Origin of the sequence: Pseudomonas lactucae (assembly GCF_016937615.1) — a bacterium.
Classification (GTDB): domain Bacteria; phylum Pseudomonadota; class Gammaproteobacteria; order Pseudomonadales; family Pseudomonadaceae; genus Aquipseudomonas; species Aquipseudomonas lactucae.
Genome location: NZ_JAFHKI010000078.1, coordinates 1 through 22,813 on the forward strand (window position 1 = coordinate 1; position 22,813 = coordinate 22,813).

General features: G+C 63.4%; 19 protein-coding genes. 4 read left to right on the forward strand and 15 right to left on the reverse strand.

Going from position 1 to position 22,813, the window contains the following annotated elements; translation table 11 throughout:
* Together JWR98_RS15515 and JWR98_RS15520 are read right to left on the reverse strand one after the other, a co-directional pair.
* On the reverse strand, window positions 1-651 hold a 651-nt coding region (locus JWR98_RS15515; RefSeq protein ID WP_341870882.1), incomplete at its 3' end, for a PAAR domain-containing protein.
* Window positions 648-1,028, reverse strand: coding sequence for a PAAR domain-containing protein (locus tag JWR98_RS15520; protein WP_205490471.1), 381 nt, complete (start codon window positions 1,026-1,028; stop codon window positions 648-650). The genes JWR98_RS15515 and JWR98_RS15520, both read right to left, overlap by 4 nt.
* A gap of 440 nt (window positions 1,029-1,468) precedes the next feature.
* Here JWR98_RS15520 and JWR98_RS15530 point away from each other — a divergent pair, with 440 nt between their 5' ends.
* The gene (locus JWR98_RS15530) at window positions 1,469-1,711 is read left to right on the forward strand and encodes a DUF6124 family protein (protein ID WP_078735224.1); all 243 of its coding nucleotides are present in this window, start codon (window positions 1,469-1,471) and stop codon (window positions 1,709-1,711) included.
* 49 nt (window positions 1,712-1,760) lie between these two features.
* On the opposite strand, the gene JWR98_RS15535 is transcribed toward JWR98_RS15530, so the two are convergent.
* From JWR98_RS15535 to tagH, 13 genes are all read right to left on the reverse strand, one after another.
* Window positions 1,761-2,138 carry a helicase gene (locus JWR98_RS15535; protein ID WP_078735253.1) on the reverse strand — a complete coding sequence of 126 codons (378 nt, stop codon included), beginning with the start codon at window positions 2,136-2,138 and terminating at the stop codon, window positions 1,761-1,763.
* Window positions 2,139-2,262: 124 nt separating this feature from the next.
* Window positions 2,263-3,192, reverse strand: a complete 930-nt coding sequence (gene tagQ, locus JWR98_RS15540) for a type VI secretion system-associated lipoprotein TagQ (RefSeq protein ID WP_078735225.1) — start codon at window positions 3,190-3,192, stop codon at window positions 2,263-2,265.
* Window positions 3,193-3,274: 82 nt separating this feature from the next.
* Window positions 3,275-4,987, reverse strand: a complete 1,713-nt coding sequence (locus JWR98_RS15545) for a formylglycine-generating enzyme family protein (protein WP_205490475.1) — start codon at window positions 4,985-4,987, stop codon at window positions 3,275-3,277.
* Window positions 4,980-6,164, reverse strand: a complete 1,185-nt coding sequence (locus JWR98_RS15550) for an ABC transporter permease (RefSeq protein ID WP_078735227.1) — start codon at window positions 6,162-6,164, stop codon at window positions 4,980-4,982. The genes JWR98_RS15545 and JWR98_RS15550 overlap by 8 nt, the downstream gene beginning before the upstream one ends.
* Window positions 6,164-6,868 carry an ABC transporter ATP-binding protein gene (locus JWR98_RS15555; protein WP_205490477.1) on the reverse strand — a complete coding sequence of 235 codons (705 nt, stop codon included), beginning with the start codon at window positions 6,866-6,868 and terminating at the stop codon, window positions 6,164-6,166. Before JWR98_RS15555 ends, JWR98_RS15550 begins: the two co-directional genes overlap by 1 nt.
* Entirely contained in the window at window positions 6,868-9,876 is a 3,009-nt protein-coding gene (locus tag JWR98_RS15560) for a serine/threonine-protein kinase (protein WP_205490479.1), read from the reverse strand. Before JWR98_RS15560 ends, JWR98_RS15555 begins: the two co-directional genes overlap by 1 nt.
* Window positions 9,873-10,592 carry a PP2C family protein-serine/threonine phosphatase gene (locus tag JWR98_RS15565; RefSeq protein ID WP_078735230.1) on the reverse strand — a complete coding sequence of 240 codons (720 nt, stop codon included), beginning with the start codon at window positions 10,590-10,592 and terminating at the stop codon, window positions 9,873-9,875. The genes JWR98_RS15560 and JWR98_RS15565 overlap by 4 nt, the downstream gene beginning before the upstream one ends.
* Window positions 10,593-11,246 carry a type VI secretion system-associated protein TagF gene (gene tagF / locus JWR98_RS15570; protein ID WP_003176939.1) on the reverse strand — a complete coding sequence of 218 codons (654 nt, stop codon included), beginning with the start codon at window positions 11,244-11,246 and terminating at the stop codon, window positions 10,593-10,595.
* Window positions 11,243-14,743, reverse strand: a complete 3,501-nt coding sequence (gene tssM, locus JWR98_RS15575) for a type VI secretion system membrane subunit TssM (protein WP_078735232.1) — start codon at window positions 14,741-14,743, stop codon at window positions 11,243-11,245. The genes tagF and tssM overlap by 4 nt, the downstream gene beginning before the upstream one ends.
* On the reverse strand, window positions 14,740-16,029 hold the full coding sequence (locus tag JWR98_RS15580; protein ID WP_205490481.1) for a DotU family type VI secretion system protein: 1,290 nt from the start codon (window positions 16,027-16,029) through the stop codon (window positions 14,740-14,742). Before JWR98_RS15580 ends, tssM begins: the two co-directional genes overlap by 4 nt.
* 6 nt (window positions 16,030-16,035) lie before the next feature.
* Window positions 16,036-17,370 (reverse strand): type VI secretion system baseplate subunit TssK, encoded by a 1,335-nt coding sequence (gene tssK / locus JWR98_RS15585; protein ID WP_003176942.1) that lies wholly within the window; start codon window positions 17,368-17,370, stop codon window positions 16,036-16,038.
* An 18-nt stretch (window positions 17,371-17,388) separates the two neighbouring features.
* The gene (tssJ, locus tag JWR98_RS15590) at window positions 17,389-17,898 is read right to left on the reverse strand and encodes a type VI secretion system lipoprotein TssJ (RefSeq protein ID WP_078735235.1); all 510 of its coding nucleotides are present in this window, start codon (window positions 17,896-17,898) and stop codon (window positions 17,389-17,391) included.
* A gap of 55 nt (window positions 17,899-17,953) precedes the next feature.
* Entirely contained in the window at window positions 17,954-19,321 is a 1,368-nt protein-coding gene (gene tagH, locus JWR98_RS15595) for a type VI secretion system-associated FHA domain protein TagH (RefSeq protein ID WP_078735236.1), read from the reverse strand.
* Window positions 19,322-19,714: 393 nt separating this feature from the next.
* Between tagH and tssA the strand changes: the two genes are divergently transcribed.
* The 3 genes from tssA to tssC are packed head-to-tail and all read left to right on the forward strand — an operon-like array spanning window position 19,715 to window position 22,794.
* Complete coding sequence (gene tssA / locus JWR98_RS15600; RefSeq protein WP_078735237.1) at window positions 19,715-20,734, forward strand: type VI secretion system protein TssA; 1,020 nt, start codon at window positions 19,715-19,717, stop codon at window positions 20,732-20,734.
* 54 nt (window positions 20,735-20,788) lie between these two features.
* Complete coding sequence (gene tssB, locus JWR98_RS15605; protein ID WP_003176946.1) at window positions 20,789-21,295, forward strand: type VI secretion system contractile sheath small subunit; 507 nt, start codon at window positions 20,789-20,791, stop codon at window positions 21,293-21,295.
* Window positions 21,296-21,297: 2 nt separating this feature from the next.
* On the forward strand, window positions 21,298-22,794 hold the full coding sequence (gene tssC, locus JWR98_RS15610; protein WP_078735238.1) for a type VI secretion system contractile sheath large subunit: 1,497 nt from the start codon (window positions 21,298-21,300) through the stop codon (window positions 22,792-22,794).
* Window positions 22,795-22,813: the final 19 nt, after the last annotated feature.

A 22,813-nucleotide genomic window follows, 5' to 3' on the forward strand; every position in this document is an offset into this window, starting at 1 on the left:
GGGTATACAGCGTTGAATCACCCATATCCCGTGGCCAGAAAGCCAGCAACACGACATTGAGTGCTGAACTGGCTCCGGCCAGCCCGCGTACGGCCCAGGCACCAAGGTCGCTGCCAAGTGTTCCAGCGACCCTGCCGACAGTGCCCGTCGTACCGGTCGAAGCCATGACTGCAGTGGTGCCAAAGTTCCTGGCGTGTTCAGGGCTTGTTCCCGCAGCCGTGGAACGACCGGCACCGAAACGCATGACTTGGCGAACACGCACGCGTCAGCGGCACGATTCACCGCGCCGGGTGCGGAGAAGTTGGAAACGGGAGGGTTGGGTGTGTTTGGGCCTGTCCAAGCGAAGGTGTCACGTTGGGGTTGTGTTTCGAACACCTGAGACTTGAAGCGCTGGCAGGCGATCAGCTCAGGGGGCGGATCGCATTTACATATGCACAGATCACCCTCAAGCGCCGCTTGTTTGCCGCCCCACTCTTCGTGCAGATGAGGTCCGGTGAGCGCAATGAAACCTTCAGTGCCGCATGCCGGACAAGCGACGCGGTCACCCTCCCTGGCGATCATTTGGCCGTTGAAGCTGGTTCGCTCCATGCCGCTGATCACCTCGCCGCCGGCGGTGGTTTTTGCGCCAGTGGTGATGTTGTAGCGCTTCACATCTGGCTCTCCACGCGATATCCAGGCTGCAGAAGGCCAGGGATGCCATCGTCGTCCGCGTACTCTACCACCTGAGCCAGGTTTTGCAGGCTGCCCGTCACGGTGTCGCCGTTGTCGGTAGCGCTGCCGACAATTGCGATTGGCAGGCCTTTGTAGGTCGCTGCGAAACCTGCTCCAGAGACAATTTCACTCTCTTTGCCATCGGGGTAGCGCACCCGGTCACCGACGCAAGCAACGCGCAAGTCATGAATTTCGAGGTTGGTGCTTGCAGTAATGATTTCGCCGCCCATGCGCGTTTTGGAGCCGAGTGTCGCGTAGTCATAGATGGCTTTGACTGGGCGAGTTGATTGTTGGGTTTCAGTATCGGTGTCCTTCATGTCCTTTCCTTTTTAGGGCGCGCGCGCGGGCTCAAACACCGTCGTGGCGTTGAGTCGTGCAAGGGGATCGCGCCGCTGTGACGCGCAGGAAGATGTTGCTGACTGATGGAAAACCAGACAACTGACCGTTCGGCTAGGTATTGGTAAAAACGGAAACGTCCGACAAGGTTTTGAGGTTGTCCCTAGGACACTCGATCTCTAGTCTCCGTACACCGCTGCAAACTCAGCGGTCGGGCGTCGCGGCCCGGCTTGATTAAGTACTGCCACCTTTCAGTTGACGCTTTTTTATCGTCTACTGTGCGGCGTTATGGTGGCTGTGCGCGGGATACCTTCGGGTATGCCGGTTTCCTTAATCTCCGGTCCGCGAACCTGCGCACAGCTGCCACCCCATCGCATCGCGGCGATCAGTGGCAACTCCACTTAGATTAAGGAATTTCACAATGATCAAACCCACCCCCAATCCCCCCGTCCGGCTGTTTACCGTGGCTGACGGAGTCAGTACCGAAGACCTGTTGATCAACCTCAGCGAAACACTGGCTTCGGCCAATGCGCTTAGCTGCGACCTGGCCTTTAACTTGGAAGGCTCACCACGAGAGGAACTGCTGGGCGTCGCGCAGTTGATCGAGCTGGCACATCTGTTGGCTGATCGAGTACTCACTGTCTCAGGGCAGGTAAGCCAGTGAGGTGACGGACTGACCGCTATCGGGAGCAAGTCGGTTTTATTGAAAAACCTCAGCTCTTCTTTTTCTTCGGCCGCAAATACTTGGTCAACCCCTGGAACCAGATCACCAGCGCCGGGTTGCCCTTGATCTGGATCGACTTGTCCTGAATCCCCGTCATGAACGCCAGTTGCTTGTTCTTCGCCTGCATGGTGGCGAAGCCATAGGCGGCATCTTTAAAGGCAATGGCGAACGCCGGCGCCGGGTGAACCCCTGAGCGGCTGGTGATGCGCTGGTCTTTGACGATGAAGTGACGGGCAATCTTGCCGTCGAGGGTCTGCAACTGGAATGCCAGGTCTTTGTCACCCAACTGTTGCTGGAAGGCGGGATTGGTGCGGCTGGCTTTGCCCATCATCAGGCCAAGCACCCACAGCAGAAGACGAAATTTCATGCACACGGCCTCGGTGTATTTATTAAGTGGCCGCAGCAGTGTAACGATTTGCAGGCAGAACGCCACCGATCTCGCGCTTTAGGCGCAGATCGGTTGGCGTTTAACGCTTATAGCAACAAGTTACTTAAACGTTAGGGCATGGTACCGGTGCCCAGTCGGCCAGGTTTGGATCGCGGCAGGTGCCTTCGATCTGTGCCTTGCCGGCGCTGGCGACCTTTTTGCTTTCATCTTGCTTGGTCTGGGCGGCCTGGAAGGTTTTCTCGGTGGAAACCGCTTCGGTTGGTACGGCTGGCAGCGGTGGCTTCTTCGGCGGCTTGGTACCGGTGCCTTTCTTCTTGTTGGCCGGCGGTACGACAGGCGTTACATCGGCCTGGGCCACGGTGACCACGTCGGCACGTTGCACACCCACTTGTTGCAGGTCTTTCTCGTAGGCCTGGGTGTAGTTGTTCAGGTCTTCGGCGGCTTTGCCGTTGACTGCAACGATCAGGTCATTGGATTCCTTCAGGCCCGCGACGATTTCCGCCAGGCGCTTGCGGCCCTCGGTGTCGTTGACGGTCTTGGCTTTGCGATCCGAGACCAGCTTGGTGAACGCGCTCTGGTAGCACTGCTGCGATGCCTTGGCGTACGCGGTGCTGCGGTCGATGTCGGAGACGCTTTTGTTCACGTCGGCGGCATAGGAGGCAATGCGCTGGTTGTCATCGGCAATCTGCTTCTGACGCTCGGTGTAGTAACCCGCCGCGCCGCCGGCCAGGGCGCCGCCCGCTGCGCCGATAGCGGCGTTGCGGCCGCGCTTTTCCTTGTCGCCGGTCAGGGCGCCCAACAGAGCACCGCCGGCAGCGCCGATGGCCGCGCCGGTCACAACCGACTTGGTCATGTTTGAATCGGTAGCCCGCAGATGCTGCACCGGCTCGTAGCAGTTAGGGTAGTACTCGACCTTGGTGCTGGACGCGACCTTGGAGGCCGGCGACGTGGCGCAACCGGTCAGCACGGTGCTGAAACCGGCTGCGATCAGCAGCAGGTGACGCTTGGAAACCGCCTTACGGGAAAAAAGCATAAGTTGTGTTCTCTTCTAAGTTTGACTTGCCCAGCACGGCCCCTGCCGCCTGAGTCCCTTCCAAGCTCGCTGCAACCAACGGTCAAGACCGCTGACCGCTCGCTGCGAGCAATTCCTTCAAGATCGTCGCCGGGTCGGCCCGCTGTTGCTTGCGGTAGTTGCCGACATGGCGAACGAACAGTGTCGCGCGCGTCACCAGGCTCTTGCCGAGCACCGGCTTGCGATCCAACTCTTCCTTGATCCGTTGAAACTGTGCCTGGATCACCGCATCGGTGTAGCGCGTGCCGGTGGCCAGGTTGTCGATATAAATCGCCACCGCGCCGTCGAGGGCGCTGCGTCCGTTGTCGATGGCCGTGGCAAACAGCGCCGCGCTGGCCTCGTCTTTATTGTCCACCGCCTGCTGACGACTCTTCTGCAGGTTGGCCAGGCGGATGTTGTAGTTGCTGATGGTCTCGGCCACCAATGCGGCCGACTGAATCAGGTTGCCGGCCGCCTCTTCGCGTTGTTGGGCGATCAGCGAGACGTTGCGCTTGAGCTCTTCGTTGACCAGCCCCAGCTCGGCTTGCAGCTTGGGGTCGACGCTGGCGGCGATGATGCTGTCCAGGCGCTTGGTGGGGTCCTGGGCGTCGTCGATGGCGTCGGTCAACGACGCCAGGCGCCCTTCCTTTTGCCACTGCGCGAACAGCTCCTTGTAACGCGAACGCGGCGCCGACAGCGCGCCAATCGCCACGCGAAAACCGGTGGTCTCGTTGCTCTGCTCGGTGCCGTCGGCGGCGAACAGCGGGTATTCGCGGCGCATGCCGGTAAACAGCGTGCCCTCGCCTTCCAGGTAGTTGCCGCCCTTGACCACGAAGCCGCCATAGGTGCCCTGGCGACGCCCGGCGTGTACCAGTTGGAAGGATTCCTGGACCATTTCCGCCGCGTTGCCGATCACATCGAACAGACCGATCGGGTTGGGCAATTTGGTGCCGATGGGCATCAGGCGCGCCGCCTGGCCGGTACCGCCGGCGACCTGGTTGAACACCGCGTAATCGCCCAGCGGGCCATCGCTTTCGCTGCCTTCGACGCGGCGCGGGAACAGCCGCCCTTCCAGATCCTGACGGCTCACCGCCTGGCCTCCGCGCGCGGCGAACTCCCATTCAACCTCGGTCGGCAGGCGCACAAAACCCAGGCCACCGTCTTGCGCCGACGTACCGCGCCCGCTCACCGGCAGCAACTCACGGTGATATTTCATCAGCCAGGCGCTGTACACCGCCGAGAAGCGCTCGGCCTCAAAGCGCGACAGCTTCACCTTGGGCAAACGCGCGGCCATGCCGGTGGGCGCCTCGCAGGCCGGAGCCGGTTCGCCGCTGGCCAGCGACTGCGCCTGGGCCATCACCTGAGCGTACTGGCGCGCGGTCACTTCGTACTTGCCGATGAAATACAACATAGGCTTGAGCGGGGTCTTGGCGTCGGTCTTCGGCATCAGGGGCGCGATGACCTTGCTCCAGTCCTGCGGCAAGTCCTTGAGGGTAAATTGGCCGTTGATGAAGTCGCGGCGATAGCCGGAAATAAACGACTGTTGATAGCCCGCCTCGCCTTCGGCAAAGGGATAGCCGAGGCTGATCTCACGGTCATCGAGGGTGCCCTGGGCCAATACGTAGGCGTAGCGGAACACCATATTGCCGTCGCACGGCAGCGGCAGGCTGACGTCGTCCGGCAACGGCTTGGGGTTGTCCAGCTTATCGCTCGCTTCATCGGCCCAGGCCAACGAGGCCAGGCTCAGCGCCACACAGGCGCCCAGTAACTTATACATCCCTGATTCCTTCAGAAGCCTGGATACGCGCCACTCGCCAACCGCCACAGGCCGCCGCCACGGCACTGACGCCGAGGACTGCAACCAGGGCCAGGCCGTAGTGATGCGCCAGCAGGTGGCTGGCGTGTTCGCCGGGCACCTGCACAAATAGTTTATTCAAAGCTGCTTCGGCCAGGCCATACAACCCGCCGCTGAGCACGGCGGCCAACCCTGCGCTGTACAGGGCCTGCAGCACCACAAACAACAATAGCGCGCCGGTGGAAAATCCCAACAGGCGCAGCACTGATAATTCTCGACGCTTGCGCGCCACGGCGGCCAGGGCTCCGGCGAAGATCGCCGCGAACGCTCCCGCCAACGCCAACCCGGCGATGATCCAAAATACGATCGACAGGTTGCGGCTTAACGACTGCACCTGAGCGATGGTGTTCGCCTGGGTCGCTACCAACAGGTTTTGCCCGGCAAAAAACACGCGCAGCGTTTCTACATCGGTAAGGTTGCGCGCGTACAGGCGAAACGCCGGATACACCCGCTGCTCGCCTACCGCCACCTCATCACCCAACCATCCCAGCGCCGGTACGGCGCGACCATCGCGGTAATCTTCCGCCGCCTCCAGCAAGCCCAGATCGGCGAACAGACCGTCCCGGGCAAAGGCTTCCAGCGGCAGGATCGCAACCACGCGCACTCGCGTACGCTGCTCCTCGACACGGCCCGACACCTGACGGGCAAACCGCGCGTCCAACACATCCCCAGGCCGCGCCGCCAGCTTCTCGGCCGCGGTGTGGCTCAGCACGATCTGATCCAACCCCTTGGGCATCGTCAGGCCGCTCAACAACGGATCGCCCGACGCCGTCGGCAGCATCTCCAGGGCCAATGTACCGACCTGCGCCGTCGCCGCGATCTGCCGCGTACGCGGTATGGCGAACGCGACATCAGGGCGCCGGCCCAGTTGCTCGATCAATGCGCTGCTGAATCGACCACCGCCCAACGGAATAATTTCACGGGTGGCCGGATCGGTCTCCAAACGTTCGGTCAAACTGCTAACCAGTCCAAATTTCAGGCCGAATAACACCAGCAACGGCGCGATCACCGCCACCAGCGCCAGCACCGAACAGGCCGACAGCCACGCATCGTTGCGGTAGTCCTGCCAGGCCAACGACGCCACCAGGGGGATACGCATCAGCACGCCTCCCCAACGGTCGCGGTAACGCCGCCGTCGGCATCGCGACGGCAACTGATGCGCCGCACCTGCAAGCCACTGGCGCGGGCCAGGGGTTCGTCATGGGTGGCGATCACGCAGGCGGCGCGGTATTCGCGGGCCTGGGCCAGCAATGCATGCATCACACGTTCGGCATTCAGCGGGTCGAGGGACGCGGTGGGCTCATCCGCCAGCACCAGTTGCGGTGCGTGGGCCAGGGCACGCGCGCAGCTTACGCGCTGGCGTTGCCCCACCGACAGTGCCGAAGGCTTCTTGGCCAACTGGTCGCTGATTTCCAGCTGTTCGGCCAGACGCGTCACACTGCCATCGTCCTTCAAGCCCAGCAGTTGGCGGGACAAAGCGATATTGCCGCGCACATCGAGAAACCCCAGCAGCCCGCCGGTTTGCAGGACATAGCCCAGGTGTTGGCGGCGTAATGCGGCGAGTACGGACTGCTGATCGGCGCGCCACAAACCAGCGATGTCCTGCCGATTGAATTCAAAGCCGCCCACCTGATCCGGCGCCAGCACCAGCGCGAGCAAATCCAGCAAGGTGCTTTTGCCGCACCCGCTGGGCCCGACAATCGCTACTTGCTCGCCCTCGCGCAGCGTCAGCGCCGGGATCACCAGGCTATAACGCTGGCTACCGACGCCCCGGCTCTTGTGCACCGCGCTCAGGCTCAGCATTACGGCAGCGTCGACAACGGCACGCGGTACAACGCATCGCCCGGCTCGGCATCGCCGAAACGGACCCAGTTGGCCAAGTCATTGTGGAAGGTTTCGTAGAGGCGGATTTTCGAATCCAGCTCGTCGATAAAGTCTTCCTGCTCGGCCACGCTCAACGACAACCACAAATCCTGGGTCATGTTCAGCGACTTGCTGCGGTACGGCAGGCCTTCCAGGTATTCACCGAGGATGCCGCCGTCGGCCAGGTTGCCGCCCTTGCGCAAGGCTTGCGGGTCGCGGCTCATGTAGGCCGAGGCGCTGGCGATTTCCTGGAAGAAATCCTTGGGCGAGGTCTGGGTCTTGCGCGCCGCGTCGACGATCAGCTTCAGCGACTGCTGCAAGTCGTTGAGCTGCAACTTGGTCAGCATCACGCACACCTGGAACGCCGGCAGTGCCGGGTTGGTCAGGTCGCGGTCGGCGGTCCAGGCGCTGACCAGTTGCGGCGCCTGGCTCGCGCTCTTGCGGCCGAGGAAGTCCATGTGCATCGCATACCCGACGGCTGCGGACTTGTCCGCCAGGCTTGGCGCGCTGCTCAGCAACGGCACCGGTTGCGGCGTATTGCTGCGCACCTGGTGCACCAGGTTGGCGAAGACGGTGCCGATCTCGTCGACACGCTCGCCCAACTTGCGCACATCGCCACCCGGCACCGGTGTGTACAGGTCGCCGATCCGCGGGTTGGCGTCGGCGGTGAGTACGCGGTACTGGGTCTCGGCGCCGGCGTGGGTTTTCTTGCCGGCGTCGGTGCGCAGGTGCAGGGCATAGATCTTGATCTGCTTGCCCAGCGCGGCCTGGCGCACTTCGGCCTCGTTCATCTGCGTGGTGGCAAACGGGTCGTTCTTGCGCAGCGCACCGGCGTCGGTGACCAGCAGGATGATGCGTCCGCCATAGCCGGACCAGTCCATGCCGTTCACTGCCTGCATCACCCCGGCAAACGCGTCTTCGTTGAACGAATGGCTGGACACGCTGGAAGCTTTGACCTGCCGCGCCATGTCGAGGAAGCGTTGCGGGTCGCGGCCTTGATCCAGGGTGATCAGGGTCTTGGCCACGTATTCCAGGCCGGGGGTTTTCTTGATGCTGTTGCGAAAGCCGACCATGCCGAAGCTGACGCTGTCCAACTCGCCGCGCTCGGCGATGCGGGTTTGCAGTTCGTGCACCACGTCGCGAATCTGATCGATGTAGGGCTGCATCGACACCGTGGTGTCCACCACCAGCACCACGGCGGTGCGGAAGGCGTCGGCATTCGCATTGATCACTGGCGTGGCCGGCTTGGCCACCGCGCTGCTGCCGGGGTCGATGGAGGCGACATTGAGCAACTGCACCGGCTGGCCGTTCTCGTCGAAGCTCTCTTTGGAATCGAAGATCGGCAACAGGTAGAACTGGTTCTGCGGCACCGCGCTGGCAGCCGGTTCCAGGGCCAGGACCTGGCCGTTGTCGTCGCTGTTCTTCTGCGCCTTGGCCAGCACACCTTTGGCGGCGGCGGGGTCGGCCAGCAGCTTTTCCACTTCCCCCGGTTGGCGCAGGAACATCACCGGCGCACGGCCCGAGCGCTCGGTGAACTTGAGCACCAGGCTCTGCTTCCAATCGCTGACCTGAGCGGCCGGCAACCAACCGTCGCTGCGCCCATCGGTGGCGGCGCCGACGCGCACCCATGGCTGGCCGTTGGCGTCTTTGCGTTGGTACACGTAGAGCACGGAGAACGCCGGCAGGGCTTTGCCCGGTGCGCTGCCTGCATCAGTGGAAAGCTTGGCGCCGGGCTTGCTCAGCACCCGCTGGAACAAGGTCTTTTTACCGGCCATCAACAGCGGGCGCTGGCCGCCATCCACTTCAACCACCGCCGCCGGGGGCACGGCTGAAGTGGCTGGCGGCGTGGCCGCAGGTGTGGCTGCCGGAACAGCGGCCGCAGGCGGTTTCGCCGGCTCGTCGCTCCCGCTCATCCACCAGTAACTTGCGCCGCCAATCGCCAGGGCCACCGCCACGGCCACCGCCGCCAGCGCCAACACCGGCCCACGCCGCTGTTCGGACACAGGCTTGTGCTGCGTCGGGGTCACCACCGGTTGGCGCACGGGCTGCGGCTGGGGTTTCGCGGTGGGGATCTCGATGGACTCCGGCGTGATCCCCGCCAAATCAAAATTCATCGGAATAGGCAGCGGCCGCACCAACGTGGCTTCCGGCGAGTCTGCCGGCAGTTGCTCCAGCGCCAGCAGCAACGCCGCCGCATCCGGGAACCGTTCGGCCGGGTCCTTGGCCAGCAGCTTGCGCAACACGCCCTGATAACGGCCGTGGTGCACCGGCAATTCCGGCAACGGCTCGGTCAGGTGCGCCAGTGCGGTGGACAGTGCATCGGTGCCGCTGTACGGCAGCTTGCCGACGAGGATTTCATACAGCACCACGCCCAGCGCATACAGGTCGGCGCGACCATCGATCTCCTGGCCCCGCGCCTGTTCCGGGCTCATGTAGCTCGGCGTGCCCACGGCGAAACCGGCCTGGGTGAACTGGGTGCGGTCATCCAGCGACTTGGCGATGCCGAAGTCGGACAACACCGCCGTGCCGTCGGCGCGAAACAGAATGTTCGCCGGTTTGACGTCGCGGTGCACCAGGCCCTGGGCATGGGCGTACCCCAGCGCCGAGGCAATCTGGCGAATCAGGGTCACGCCCTGCTCCGGCGTCATGCCGGCGGCGATACGCTCCTTGAGCGTGCCGTTGGGCAGGTATTCCATGGCCATGTAATACAGCTCACCGACATTGCCGATGTCATGGATGGTCACCGTGTGCGGGTGCGACAGGCGCGCCAGGGTCTTGCCCTCGCGCAAAAAGCGCTCGCAGAACGTCGGGTCGGCCGCCAGTGCCGCCGCCATCACCTTCAACGCCACCTTGCGTTCCAGCGAGCGCTGGGTCGCCAGGTACACGCTGGCCATCGCGCCTTCGCCGATCTCGCCTTCGATGTCGTAGCCCGGAATCACAATGTTCATGCCGATACCTTCACAACGATGGCGGTGATGTTGTCCGGTGCGCCGCGATTGAGCCCCAGGTGCACCAGGCTGCGCACAATTTCATCCGGCGCATCGTGGCTGAGCACTTCGCGGATTTCGTGGTCTTCAACGGTCTTGTTCAGGCCATCGCTGCACAACAGGTAGCTGTCACCGGGGGCGATCAACAGGTCGAGCACCGCCACCTCCAACTGCGCTTCCACACCCACGGCGCGGGTGACGATATTGGCGCGCGGATGTGTGCGGGCGTCGGCCTCGCTGAGCAGGCCGCTGTCTTGCAGGTCCTGCACGTAGCTGTGGTCACGGGAGATGCCTTCCAGCACGCCGTCGCGCAGGCGATACAGGCGACTGTCACCGGCCCACAAACACACGCCGCGCAAGCCACGGGCGGCCAGCGCCACCACGGTGCTGCCCATCATGGTCACGCCACGGTTGGCGGTTTCTTCGCGCACGGCGGCATTGATACGGATCAGGTCGTTGCGCAAGGCCGCCGAGTATTCGTCGAGGGAGCGGCCTGTCGGCACATTGCGCAGGCTGTCAACGATCAGGCTGCTGACATAATCCCCCGCCGCGTGCCCGCCCATGCCGTCGGCCACCACCCACAGGCGGTTCTCCGGCAAGTCCAGGCAGGCGTCTTCGTTAACCTGGCGCACCATGCCGACATGGCTTTTGCTTGCGGATTTGTACGTCGCCCCCATCTACACCACACCTTCTTGTCCGAGCAAAAACTGCGCAAAATCGTCGGCGGCAGGCAAGCCCTGACACCGCAATAAACCAGGGGAAATGCGTTGCGAGCCACGTCCCCACCAGAGGCTGGCGCCTGCGCAAGCCTGTTCGGCGAGCGCGGCCAGGCGCCCGTGGGGCTCGGTGGCGGCCACGCGTTGCAGGCCGGCGAAACGACTGTCGACCGCACGCGGTTCAGTCGCCGGCGGGCCAAGGCTGTCGAGGCCGTCGTTGAAACCTTCAAACGTCGCGCCGGCGTCCAGGGTGCTGAGCAGCAACTCTTCAGCCTGCTCGAACCAAGCGTCCGACCCACCCACCAGCGAAGCGGGGTTGGTGTCGTGATCGAGCAGGGCTACCACCGCCAGCGGAAAGTAGCGCCCCACCCGGTCGATGCTCGGCATCACCACGCCCGTCGCCGCATCCGGCCCGCACACGCCCGGTGCCAGGACAAAGCGCCACAACGGGCTGACCAGGTACACATTGAGCCAATCACCGCCCAGGCGGTTCTGGCTGGCGAGCAACCCCGCAGCAAGCCAACTGTCCCACGGGCCGATAAAACTCTGCGGCAAGGCGCGGCTGACAAAATCCCCGCGGCTGGCCAATTTGCCGTAGAAACCCAGGCTCGTCATAGCCGCTCCGGCAGGCTGAAGCCACTGAGCACGCGGCTCTTGAACGGGTTGAAAGCACTGTTGGCGCGCAACTCGTAGGCGATGCTCGCGCCATCGACCCGCAGACGCAGGTTGAAACGGTCCGGCGAGTTGCCGGCGGTAAGGTCCGATTGCTCCAACAGGCGGAACCACGCCCACGGGCCATCGAGGGTCACCCCGGAACGGCCACTGGCCGACGGCGGCATGATGGAGATACGCACCACGCCAATGCTGCCGGGGTTCGGCCATTGCATGGCTACCGGACGGCTCGGGCCGTGGTCGTAGCTCAATTGCTGGCCGTCGAGGTCGAGCAGGAACTGAGTGATGGTCGGGTCCATCGACACCGGCTTGAGCTCGAAACGCACGATAGGCTGGGTGCCACCCGATCTGAAGAACGCGTCACGAATGGTCGCGGCACGCTGGAAGGTTTGCAGCACACCCGGTGCAATCCCCAGTTTCTGCGCCGCGCCCGGCTGCCAGCGCCAGGTCGGCGCGGAGGTGTCCACATAGGGCTGCAGGTATTTGCGGAAGTAGTTGTCCATTACCCCGCCCACGCCGAAGAACTGACCGAAGTCATCCAGGGTGGCATCGCGGGCGCTGCCCGGCGACATCGGGTAACGCCCGGCCAGTGACTGGCGGTACACGTTGACCACTTCGCTGACCCACGCCGCGTTCAGTTGGTTACGCACTCCGCCCATCATGCTGTTGGTGGTGGAGTTGACCACCGACTTGACCATGCCCTGCACCAGCGGCGGCTGGCGCTCGGCATTCAGGCTGACCCGCGTCGCCGCGGCCGCCGCCTGGTTCTTGGCTTCGCCAAGCAGCGCATCGCCGCTGGCGCCGACCATGGCGCTGACCTGCACATACAACGCATTCATGTCCGAGAGCAGACCGTCGATGGCCGCCGGTTCGCCTTCGTTTTTGCTGACGATGCCGTTGAGTTCGGCGAAGTGCGCGGTCACCGGATCATCCGCCGCCTGCGGCGCATTGGTGTTCGGTTGTTCCTGGCCGAGCAGGCTACCGAGGCGCTCCTTGAGCTTGTCGACGCCGCCTTCCACCGGTACGCCTTTGGCCGCCAGTTGGCGCTCTTCAGCTTGCAGGTCGGTTTCCTTGGCCACCGCCACCAGTAGCTTTTTCAGCGGCGAGGTCGGCCCGGAAATCACCCGCAGCACGTCGGCCGCCTGGGCCACGCTGGTGATCGGCACAAAGTCGATGTCGGCGAGCAACGCATCCCACTGGCGCTGGTAATCCTGGAAGTACAGGCGACGCACATCGGCGGCCAGGCTCACCACGTTCTGTTGGTCGGCCTGTTCATGGCCAAGCACCCATTGCTCTTCGGCGAGGGTGCCGGTCTGGTTCAGGCTGCTCAGCAGGAACGCCTGGCGATAACCCTTGGCGGTAAAGAACCCGCTCAATGGCTCGCCCAACGGCTTGCCGCTCTTGCGGCTGAACACCAGCGCGGCGTCGCGACCCGCGGCTTCGTTGATACGAAAGTCCGGAATGCCTTCCGGCAGTTTCTGGCGTTTGACCCGGTCGTAGACACGCTGGGCCACCGGCAGTTGTTGCAGTTGGCGGCGCAGGTCGTCGATCAGGCGCGGGTCAAGGCGCGCACTCGGTGGGTGGCGCTCGAACAACGCCTGCAAGTGCCCGGTCAATGCCTGGCGCTGATCGGCCGGCAAGTCGCGCGGCAGGTTGCGGTCCCAGTCGAGGGCGATCCAGGCTTTGATGAAGTCCGGGTCGTAATGCTCGCTGTCGGCCAGCATCAGGTAGGCCTTGAGACCTTCGTAGAGGAAGTCCGAGTTGCCGCCGCCATGCAATTGTTCTTCGATGCGCGTCACCAGGCGTGGCGCGAACACGGCGATCAGCAGCTTGCGGTAGACGCTGGCGGACTCGGCTTCGAGCATGTCGCCCTGATACAGGCCCAGGCCTTCGGACCAGCTCGGCGCATCGCCCGCCAGGTTCTTCACCGCGTTGAGCAGCGGCAGCACCGCGAGGACTTCGCGCTGTGCCGGGCTCAGGTTCTGTACGGTCTGGCCCAGCGGCGCGACCTTTTGGTCGACCTGGGCGATATACGCCTGGTTGGCGCGATAACTCACCCACCACAGGCTGCTGACCACGACCACCAGGGCCACGGTAGCCGCAAGGACACCGCGTGCAATCCATTTGCGCCGCCGCTCGACCTTCGGGTTGACGCCCACCAGCCCGCGCTCGGCAAATGCCACGGCGGTAAAGAGTTTTTCGATGAAGTAACTGCGCCCGGTGCCGCTCTGGCGCGCCAGGTGCTGGCGGTCCAGGTTCATGCTCTGGGCCATGGCGCCGATCAGGCGATCGATCGGGCTGCCTTCCTGAGTGCCGCTGGTGAAATACACACCGCGCAGCAACACACGCTCTTCAAAGGCGTTGGGTTTGAACACGCCTTCGAGGAAGCTTTGCAGACAGTCCTTCAATGCGCCGAACTGCTGTGGAAAGCCGTAGATCAGGTCGCGTCGCGCCGGATCGCGTTCCTGTTGCAGGCGCTCCACCAGACGCTCATTGAGGCGCTGTTCGAGGCCGGCGAACTCGCTTTGCAGATGGGCCAGCGGGCTGTCGCTGTTTTTACCGTCGTCCAGGGCAAAGGTCATGCCCCATACCTGCGCACGGTCTTCCTTGCTCAGGTTGTCGAAGAACTCCATGAAGCCCGGCACCAGGTCGAGCTTGGTCAGCATCAGGTAGATCGGGAAGCGCACGCCCAGTTGGGTGTACAGCTCCTGGATACGCAGGCGAATCGCAGCGGCGTGGGCGGCGCGCTCGGCGTCGGTGCCGAGCAGCAGGTCCGACAGGCTGATCGCAATGAATGCCCCGTCGATCGGGCGGCGCGAGCGCTGCTTTTTCAGCAGGTCGAGGAAACCCAGCCACGCGGCTTTATCCACCGTGGAGTTGCTGTCCTGGGTGGTGTAGCGGCCAGCAGTGTCGAGCAAGACGGCCTGATCGGTAAACCACCAATCGCAGTTGCGCGTACCGCCGACGCCGCGCACCGCACCGGCGCCCAACTGCGCGGCCAGCGGAAAATGCAGGCCGGAATTGACCAGCGCGGTGGTCTTGCCAGAACCCGGCGGGCCGATGATCACGTACCACGGCAGCTCGTAGAGGTTGCGCCGCTCATCACCGCCGAGCTTGGCTTTTTTCAACAGCGCGAGGGCTTCGTCCATGCGCTGGCGCAGGGTCGACAACTCTTCGGCCGTGGCCACGCTGTTGGGGTCGGCCGGGGTTTCAGCGGCAAGGCTGCGCATCACTTCGGCGGCCTGGCGGCGCGCCTGGATGATGCGGAACACGCGGTAGGCGATCCACACCCCGAACATCAGGATGATCAGCGCCCAACGGCGACCTTGTGGCACCAGCACGTCGAGCAGCGGCCCGACAAACCAGATGATCAGGCTCAGGGCGATCAGGCCCAGCACCGGGATCACCCAGCGAATCATGAAACTGAAAAACGCCTTCACTCGACGCCCTCCGCCAATACGGTGATTTCAACCCGACGATTGCGGGCGCGGCCTTCGGCTGTGCTGTTGGTGGCCAGCGGCTCGGTGTCGCTGCGGCCCTCGGCACTGAAGCGGTCGGCTTGGCCGGTCTTGGCCGCAAGGATTTCCAGCACCGACTTGGCCCGTGCCTCGGACAACGCCCAGTTGGACGGGAAGCGCAACGTGGCAATCGGGCGGTTGTCGCTGTGGCCGGTGACGCGCACCTGGCCCTTGACCTTGCGGATCGCGTCGGCGATGCGCAGCATCAGCGGCTGGTAGTCATCGACGATGCTGGCGCTGGCGGACGCGAACAGTTCATCGCCACGGATGGTCACCACGGAGCGATCAACCTTGTCTTCCACGGCAACCCGCCCGGCCTTGATCTCTTCGGCCAGGAAGCCCGCCAGACGCGGCCGCTCGATGACTTTGGGCTGCGCCACCGGACGGTCGATGGCCTGCACCGGGATCTCGCCCAGGGCATGGATATTCTTGAACACCGGTTCCGCCTGCGCCGCCAGCAGCATGCGCAAGGCGAACAGCAACGCCAGCAGCAACGCCAGGCCGATGGCCACGGCGATCCACGGTGGCATGAATTGCGCCAGGCGGTCGCGCGCCACGGTCACGCCGCGCCAGTGCGGCGACAGCTCACGCTCGTGATCGCCACGGGCACTGCGAATTGCTGCGGCCGTGCGCTCGCGCAGGGCCTCCAGTTGGCTGCGACCGTCGTTCATTACGCGGTAGCGGCCTTCGAAACCCAGGCACATGCACAGGTACAACAACTCCAGCAGGTACAGGCGTTCCCGTGGGCTTTGCAGGCAGTGATCGAGCAGCTGGAAGACTTTCTCGCCGCCCCAGGCTTCGTTGTGCACGGTGATCAGCAGGCTCTGCTTGCCCCACTCACTGGTGCTGCCCCATGGCGTGCTCAACACCGCTTCATCAAGGGCGGTGCACAGCGCGTAACGCGCCAGCAGCACTTCGTTGCGCGCCACGCCGGCGGCCTCGGCACGCTCTTCGAACTGGCGCAGGTACGCCAGCAATTGCGCGCGCAGGCTGGCCGGCGCCGGGTGGGCGATAGTGTTGCGCAGGCGCGTCAGCAAGGCCAACAGCGGGCCGGCGGCGCTTTCCAGCGGGTTGAGGCCCTGGCTCTTGCCGGTGAGCATCGGCGCGGCCGGCATCGACAAAGGCGCGGGTTCGGCGCGCGTAGGCTCCGGCGCTCGGCCCCCCGGGCGCGGCATGAACTGGGTGCGGTCGTCATCATTGGGATGCATCGCGGATTATCCTCGGATCGCCCAGAAGGCCAGGTTCAAGCCCGGGAACTGCCCGGCGATATGGAAGGCAAAACCGCCGGAATTACTCAACTGTTGCCAGTGTTCGCTGCCCCGGTCCAGCTCGTAATAAGTGCTGCCCGCGTGGTAAGGCAATTGGCGCGGAGCCACCGGCAACGGCACCAGGCCGATGCCCGGCAGTTGCAGGTTGACCATGTCGCGGATGTGCTCCACCGCGCCGACCTTGCTCTGCTGGCCGAAGCGCCCGCGCAGGGTTTCGCCGGGCACATCGGCACGCACCACCAGGATGAAACTGGCGTTGTCGAGCAGGGTCTTGTCCGCCAGCATCGCCACGTGGATGCCGTAGGCTTTCTCGACGATCGGGATCGGCGTGGCCTTGCTGTCGATCAGCATCGACAGCGCTTCACGCAACGCCGCCATCACCGGGGCGAAGCTCAGCGCCAGGTCGTCGTGCTGGTACTGCGGGTATTCCTGGGGGCGACGGCCCGACGTGGAAAACGTCGAGAACTCACCGGCCAGGCTCACCAGTTCGCTGAAGAAACGCTCCGGGTGCAGCGGACTCAACTGGCTGAAATGCTGGATCAGTGGCTGGGCGCGGTTGACCAGTTGCAGCAACATGAAGTCGGCGATCTCCGACGCGCCACCGGCCCCCGAGGCGACGACACGACCGGCCAGGGCTTCGCCGCGCTGGTGCAACAGGCCCAGCAACTCGCTGCGAAACGCGGTCAGCGGTTTGCTCGCGGCCACGTCCAATACTGGCGGGATGTAGCTGTCGTCGAGCACCAGGGCGCGGTCGGCGCGTTTTTCCTTGATGCGCACCAGGCCGACGGCGGCGTAGTCGCTGATGCCATCCTGCGCGGTCAAGAGGCGCAACGCCCGCGAACCCACGGCCACCGGCGCGCGGTTTTCGAACGGCGCGTTGTCGTCGCGCACTTCGCGTACCTGGCTCACGTAGCGTGCGGCTTCCAGCGCCTGGCCTTCGTCCACCGTGTCACGCGCACCCGCGCGCTTGAGCGGCAGGGCCAGGTACACCAGGCCGTCACGCAGGTTGTCGTCGATATTCAATGGACTCGGCGCCAGGTCGTCCTGGGGGATATTGAACGGCGTGCCGTCGGGCAACAGGCCACGGGCCGAGACGATGGCCAGTTTGCCCTGGGCCAGCAGGCCCTGGTCGATCAGCAACTCGGAAAAACCCCAGGCGCCTGCGGACAACGGGCGGCTGCGGGCGTCGATCAGGTTTTCCAGGTAACGGTCATGCTGCTGGAAGTGCTGCGTTCCGATGAACATGCCTTCCGACCAGACCACGCGATTGTTCCAGGACATGGGGGCTCCGATTGCTTGTTATTGGGCAGGGCTGGATGGGGGAACCACGACGTCGGCGCGCACGGCACGCACATCGAGGCTGATCTGGTATTCGGTGTATTGGCGCGCCGGCACGTTGATCACCGTGCGCCATTGCGCACGGTCCAACTCGCGATACCCCACCAGCAAGCCGATCTGGCGCGTGGACGGGTCAAGGTCGCGCTGGATGCTCAGCTGTTGGCCGGGCTGCACCATCACTTCGTCCTGGTCGAGCAGGTCCAGGCCGAGGGTGGATTGCGCACGATCGGCCAGGGCGAAGTAATCGGAGCGTGCAAACGTGGCGGCGTTTTTCAGTTCGAAAATGCGCACCCGCACCGGGGCAGGCTGGCCGTTGGCGCCGGGGTTAAGCCCGGCAATGGCGTGGAAATGCAGCTCGACGGCGGCGGTATCCACTTCTGCCTCGACGGCGGCTTCGGGTTTGACGGCATCCTTGGCGCACGCTGTCAGCAGAAGCGATGTGGCAACTGCGAGTAAAAACCTGGGAATCATCCTGCGTCCTCAATGACGTACTTAGCTATCCGTTGAATCCTTTGCGACGCCGTGTTCAGCGACGCTGTCGTGCGCTGTGTTCTTCGTAGGCCCGGCTGAATTCGCGGCCGAACAGGTCCTGGAAGTCTTCCTGGGCCTCGCGGGAAATATTGCTGTAGAGCTCGGTGAACTGCTGCCAGTACTGGGCCTGGCGCGAACCGTTGAACAGACTCGACAACCCACCCGGCTTGCCCATGCGCTCTTCCAGCTGTGCCGGTTCAAAACGCTTGAGCAGGTGTTTGATCGCCGCTTCCACGCCCGCCATCACCGCCAGTTGGTGGGCGCGCAGGTCATCGAAACTGTCGCGTACCGCGATGTCCGGCGCCATAAACGCCTGGTTGCCGTGGCGCAGGAGCAGCAGTAACGCTTCGTCGGCATTCGGTGCGAATTTCAATGGGTTGTTTTCGGCGGGCTGGATCATCGTCTGCTGCATGCGGAATTCGCCCTTGAGGCTGGCGCGGGCACGCAATACGTCGATCAGGCCTTCGACCATCAACCGGTAGCTGCGGCCGATGCTTTCCATCTGCGCTTGCGCCTGGGCCTTGTCCAGGCGCAGTTGGTCCAGGCCGGCGCCGCGCAGGAAGGCTTGCAGAAGATCGGGTTGCTGGCTGTCATCGGCCACGGGGAGCACAGGCTCGACCACAGGTGGCGGCGGGACGACTGCAGCAGGTGGCGGCGGGACGATCGCCGCGGGTGGTGGCGGCGGTGGCGCGCTGACCACTGGCGCCGGGGCGTCGCCGAACAGGTCCCAGTCCTCGGGAATCACAGAGCCCGAGACCACCGGCGCTTCAACCACCGGCACAGCCACTGGCGTCGGCGGACGGAAGTCGTGCTGTTCGGACGGCACATGATCCGGCACGGTCGGCGGCGGCACGGCGGTGGGGGTGAGGAAGTCGAACAGGTCCGGCAGGGTGTCCATCGAGGAGGCGCCCTGAAACTGCGGCGCAATCACCGGCGTCGGCATCGGCGTTGGCATCGGCGGGCTGGCCACGGCACCCATCAGCGCTTCAAAGCTGTTCGGCGAATCACCGGCAAACGGTTGGCTATCAATGGCTTGCACGTTGAAGTCGATACGCGCCTGGATTTCGTAGTCGCCGATGCGGATCAACTCGCCATCCTGCAGCGGCTCGCTGTTGCCCCGGCGCATACGCAGACCGGCCTTGACCAATTCCACACCGTTCGTGCTGTTATCGGTTAAATAATAACGACCGTCTTTGTATTGAATAACGCAATGTTGTGAAGACACCAGCCGCTCAGGATCAGGCAATACCCAGTCATTCTCCGAACTGCGGCCAATAGCCATCGAGCCCTGGTGCATGGACTTTTCGGCGCATTGCCCTGGGGTGATCTTGTGATAACTAGTGATAGTCAAACACAGCGACATCTTGCCTCCTTGCTGATACTTCGCGCGCGGTCGATTCCCGGGACAGCGGTGCCCGAGAAATCCCCATCAGGTCGTGCAAGCGACCGTTCACAACCTGCCAAGCCAGCATGATCGCTGATCTTAACTGGGCTCCATGACAAAAATCCTGTCAGGGTGTGCCGTTCGACCCACCAGTCGCGCAGGTTGTTAATCACCGCACATCTGTCACAGAGGGCGAATAGCTTACCTTGACAAGGCATAAGTACTACACCAAAAATGCACAACTTCTTGAATACCAATGATGGCACATTAATATCAATGTGCTTATATGACCAAGAAACCATGCAAAGTTCATTTGGCAACTAATGCATGAATTGCCCGGCATCTAACGGGCTGATAGGGAGATCGATTTCAGTGGATGTGCCGTTGCTGCTCACCGCCGTTTCCGCGAGTTCGCCCTGTGGCGAAGACATGGAGTATGACGCGGATTTCCTCCAGCTTGAGCGTGATGCCAAGGGCCAACCCGAGCGCAGCATGGGCGACTCCATCCTGCCCGCTGAACCGCCGGAGTGGCGCAGCATCCAGCAGCAAAGCCTCGACTTGCTGCAGCGCAGCAAAGACCTGCGCATCACCCATTTCCTGCTGCAAAGCTCCCTCGCCCTCCAGGGTGTGGCCGGGCTGGCCGAAGTTCTTACGCTGATCGATGCGCTGCTGCGTGAATACTGGGCCGAGTTGCACCCGCGCCTGGATGCCGACGACAACAACGACCCCACCGTGCGCATCAACGCCCTGGCCGGCTTGACCAGCGACGCGACCATTCGCCTGCTGCGCGAAAGTATCCTCACGCGCTCACGCACCTTCGGCCCGGTCAGCCTGCGCGCCGCGCTGAATGCCAGCGGCCTGATGAGTTTCCCGGACGAACAACTGGGCACGCAGCAGTTGAATGCCGCGTTCCTCGACAGCGATCCCGAACAGCTGCAAGCCACCCGCGACGCGTTGAGCGCCGCGCGTTCGGCCTGTGAAGCCATCGAACAACAGGTCAACGAACAGGTCGGTTCGGCCCAGGGCGTGGACCTGAGCCTGTTGAAGCAACCGCTCAAGCAGGCCCTGCAAATCCTCAATCAAGCGGTGCCGGGCACCGACAGCAGCAGCGAACCCGAGGCCGTCAGTGACGACAATGCCCCCTCGGTCGACTTCGCCGCCGCCCCCGCCGCACCACGCCCGGCCGGTGATATCGCCAGCCGCGATGACGTGTTGCGCAGCCTCGACAAGATTCTTGCGTATTACACCCGGCACGAGCCTTCGAGCCCGCTGCCGGTGCTGTTGAACCGTGCGAAAAATCTGGTGCACGCCGATTTTGCGGCGATCGTGCGCAATCTGATTCCCGATGGCATGTCCCAATTTGAAAACCTGCGTGGCCCGGACGGCGACTAAGTCGTCAGGCTTTGCAGTAACAACACCGTCGCTCAAGCGACCAGGAGCAGCAACGTGGCGAAGCAAAGTTCTCAGAAATTCATCGCGCGCAACCGCGCGCCTCGAGTGCAGATCGAGTACGACGTCGAGCTTTACGGCGCCGAGAAAAAGGTCCAGCTGCCCTTCGTGATGGGTGTAATGGCCGACCTCGCCGGCAAGCCTGTCGAGCCTTTGGCGCCAGTGGCCGACCGCAAGTTCCTTGAAGTCGATGTCGACAACTTCGACTCGCGCCTCAAGGCCATGCAGCCGCGCGTAGCGTTCCACGTACCCAATGAGCTGACCGGCGAAGGCAACCTGAGCCTGGACATCACCTTCGAAAGCATGGACGACTTCAGCCCCGCCGCCGTGGCCCGCAAGGTCGACGCGCTGAACCAGTTGCTCGAAGCCCGCACCCAGCTGGCCAACCTGCTGACCTACATGGACGGCAAGACCGGCGCTGAAGAAATCATCATGAAGGCGATCAAGGACCCGGCACTGCTTCAGGCACTTGCCAGTGCGCCTAAGCCTGCAGGGGACCAGTAATCATGACCGACAACACCGCACGCGAAGGCGTCCAGAACCTGGGCGCTACTGAAGAAACCAGCGAATTCGCATCCTTGCTGATGCAGGAATTCAAACCCAAGACCGAGCGCGCCCGCGAAGCCGTGGAAACCGCCGTGCGCACCTTGGCGGAACAGGCCCTGGCCCAGACCGACCTGGTGTCCAACGACGCGATCAAGTCGATCGAGTCGATCATCGCCGCCATCGACGCCAAGCTCACCGCCCAGGTCAACCAGATCATTCACCACCCGGATTTCCAGCAGCTGGAAAGCGCCTGGCGTGGCCTGCACTACCTGGTCAACAACACCGAGAGCGACGAGCAGCTCAAGATCCGCGTGCTCAACATCGCCAAACCGGAACTGCACAAGACCCTGAAGAAATTCAAGGGTACTGCGTGGGACCAGAGCCCGATCTTCAAGAAGATGTACGAAGAAGAATACGGCCAGTTCGGCGGCGAACCTTACGGTTGCCTGGTCGGCGACTACTACTTCGACCAGTCGCCACCGGACGTCGAGCTGCTGGGCGAGCTGTCGAAAGTCTGCGCGGCCATGCACTCCCCGTTCATCGCGGCGGCTTCGCCGACCGTAATGGGCATGGGCTCGTGGCAAGAACTGTCGAACCCGCGCGACCTGACCAAAATCTTCACCACCCCGGAATACGCCGGCTGGCGCTCGCTGCGTGAATCGGAAGACTCGCGCTACATCGGCCTGACCATGCCGCGCTTCCTGGCGCGCCTGCCGTACGGCGCCAAGACCGACCCGGTGGAAGCCTTCGCCTTCGAAGAAGACACCGACGGTGCCGACAGCGCCAAGTACACCTGGGCCAACGCCGCCTACGCGATGGCGGTGAACATCAACCGTTCGTTCAAGCACTACGGCTGGTGCTCGCGCATTCGCGGCATCGAGTCCGGCGGTGAAGTGGAAAACCTGCCGGCGCACACGTTCCCTACCGATGACGGTGGCGTGGACATGAAGTGCCCGACCGAAATCGCCATCAGCGACCGCCGTGAAGCGGAACTGGCGAAGAACGGTTTCATGCCGCTGCTGCACAAGAAAAACACCGACTTCGCCGCGTTCATCGGCGCGCAGTCGTTGCAGAAACCGGCCGAATACGACGACCCGGACGCCACCGCCAACGCCAACCTGGCCGCGCGCCTGCCGTACCTGTTCGCCACCTGCCGTTTCGCTCACTACTTGAAGTGCATCGTGCGCGACAAGATCGGTTCCTTCAAAGAGAAGGACGAGATGCAACGCTGGTTGCAGGACTGGATCCTCAACTACGTCGACGGTGACCCGGCGCACTCCACCGAAACCACCAAGGCCCAGCACCCGTTGGCCGCCGCCGAGGTGATCGTGGAAGAAGTCGAAGGCAACCCGGGGTACTACAACTCCAAGTTCTACCTGCGTCCGCACTACCAGCTCGAAGGGCTGACGGTGTCGTTGCGCCTGGTATCGAAGCTGCCATCTGCAAAAGGCGCGTAAGTAACTTGCTCTTCTGTGG

Excerpts from the sequence above, each read along its gene's own strand:
- tagF (WP_003176939.1), bottom strand. The coding sequence starts at position 11,246 with ATGACGAGCCTGGGTTTCTACGGCAAATTGGCCAGCCGCGGGGATTTT.
- tssK (WP_003176942.1), bottom strand. The coding sequence starts at position 17,370 with ATGTCCTGGAACAATCGCGTGGTCTGGTCGGAAGGCATGTTCATCGGA.
- JWR98_RS15565 (WP_078735230.1), bottom strand. The coding sequence starts at position 10,592 with ATGGGGGCGACGTACAAATCCGCAAGCAAAAGCCATGTCGGCATGGTG.
- JWR98_RS15530 (WP_078735224.1), top strand. The coding sequence starts at position 1,469 with ATGATCAAACCCACCCCCAATCCCCCCGTCCGGCTGTTTACCGTGGCT.
- JWR98_RS15580 (WP_205490481.1), bottom strand. The coding sequence starts at position 16,029 with ATGCATCCCAATGATGACGACCGCACCCAGTTCATGCCGCGCCCGGGG.
- JWR98_RS15535 (WP_078735253.1), bottom strand. The coding sequence starts at position 2,138 with ATGAAATTTCGTCTTCTGCTGTGGGTGCTTGGCCTGATGATGGGCAAA.
- JWR98_RS15555 (WP_205490477.1), bottom strand. The coding sequence starts at position 6,868 with ATGCTGAGCCTGAGCGCGGTGCACAAGAGCCGGGGCGTCGGTAGCCAG.
- tssJ (WP_078735235.1), bottom strand. The coding sequence starts at position 17,898 with ATGATTCCCAGGTTTTTACTCGCAGTTGCCACATCGCTTCTGCTGACA.
- tagH (WP_078735236.1), bottom strand. The coding sequence starts at position 19,321 with ATGTCGCTGTGTTTGACTATCACTAGTTATCACAAGATCACCCCAGGG.
- JWR98_RS15560 (WP_205490479.1), bottom strand. The coding sequence starts at position 9,876 with ATGAACATTGTGATTCCGGGCTACGACATCGAAGGCGAGATCGGCGAA.
- tagQ (WP_078735225.1), bottom strand. The coding sequence starts at position 3,192 with ATGCTTTTTTCCCGTAAGGCGGTTTCCAAGCGTCACCTGCTGCTGATC.
- tssC (WP_078735238.1), top strand. The coding sequence starts at position 21,298 with ATGACCGACAACACCGCACGCGAAGGCGTCCAGAACCTGGGCGCTACT.
- JWR98_RS15520 (WP_205490471.1), bottom strand. The coding sequence starts at position 1,028 with ATGAAGGACACCGATACTGAAACCCAACAATCAACTCGCCCAGTCAAA.
- JWR98_RS15550 (WP_078735227.1), bottom strand. The coding sequence starts at position 6,164 with ATGCGTATCCCCCTGGTGGCGTCGTTGGCCTGGCAGGACTACCGCAAC.
- JWR98_RS15545 (WP_205490475.1), bottom strand. The coding sequence starts at position 4,987 with ATGTATAAGTTACTGGGCGCCTGTGTGGCGCTGAGCCTGGCCTCGTTG.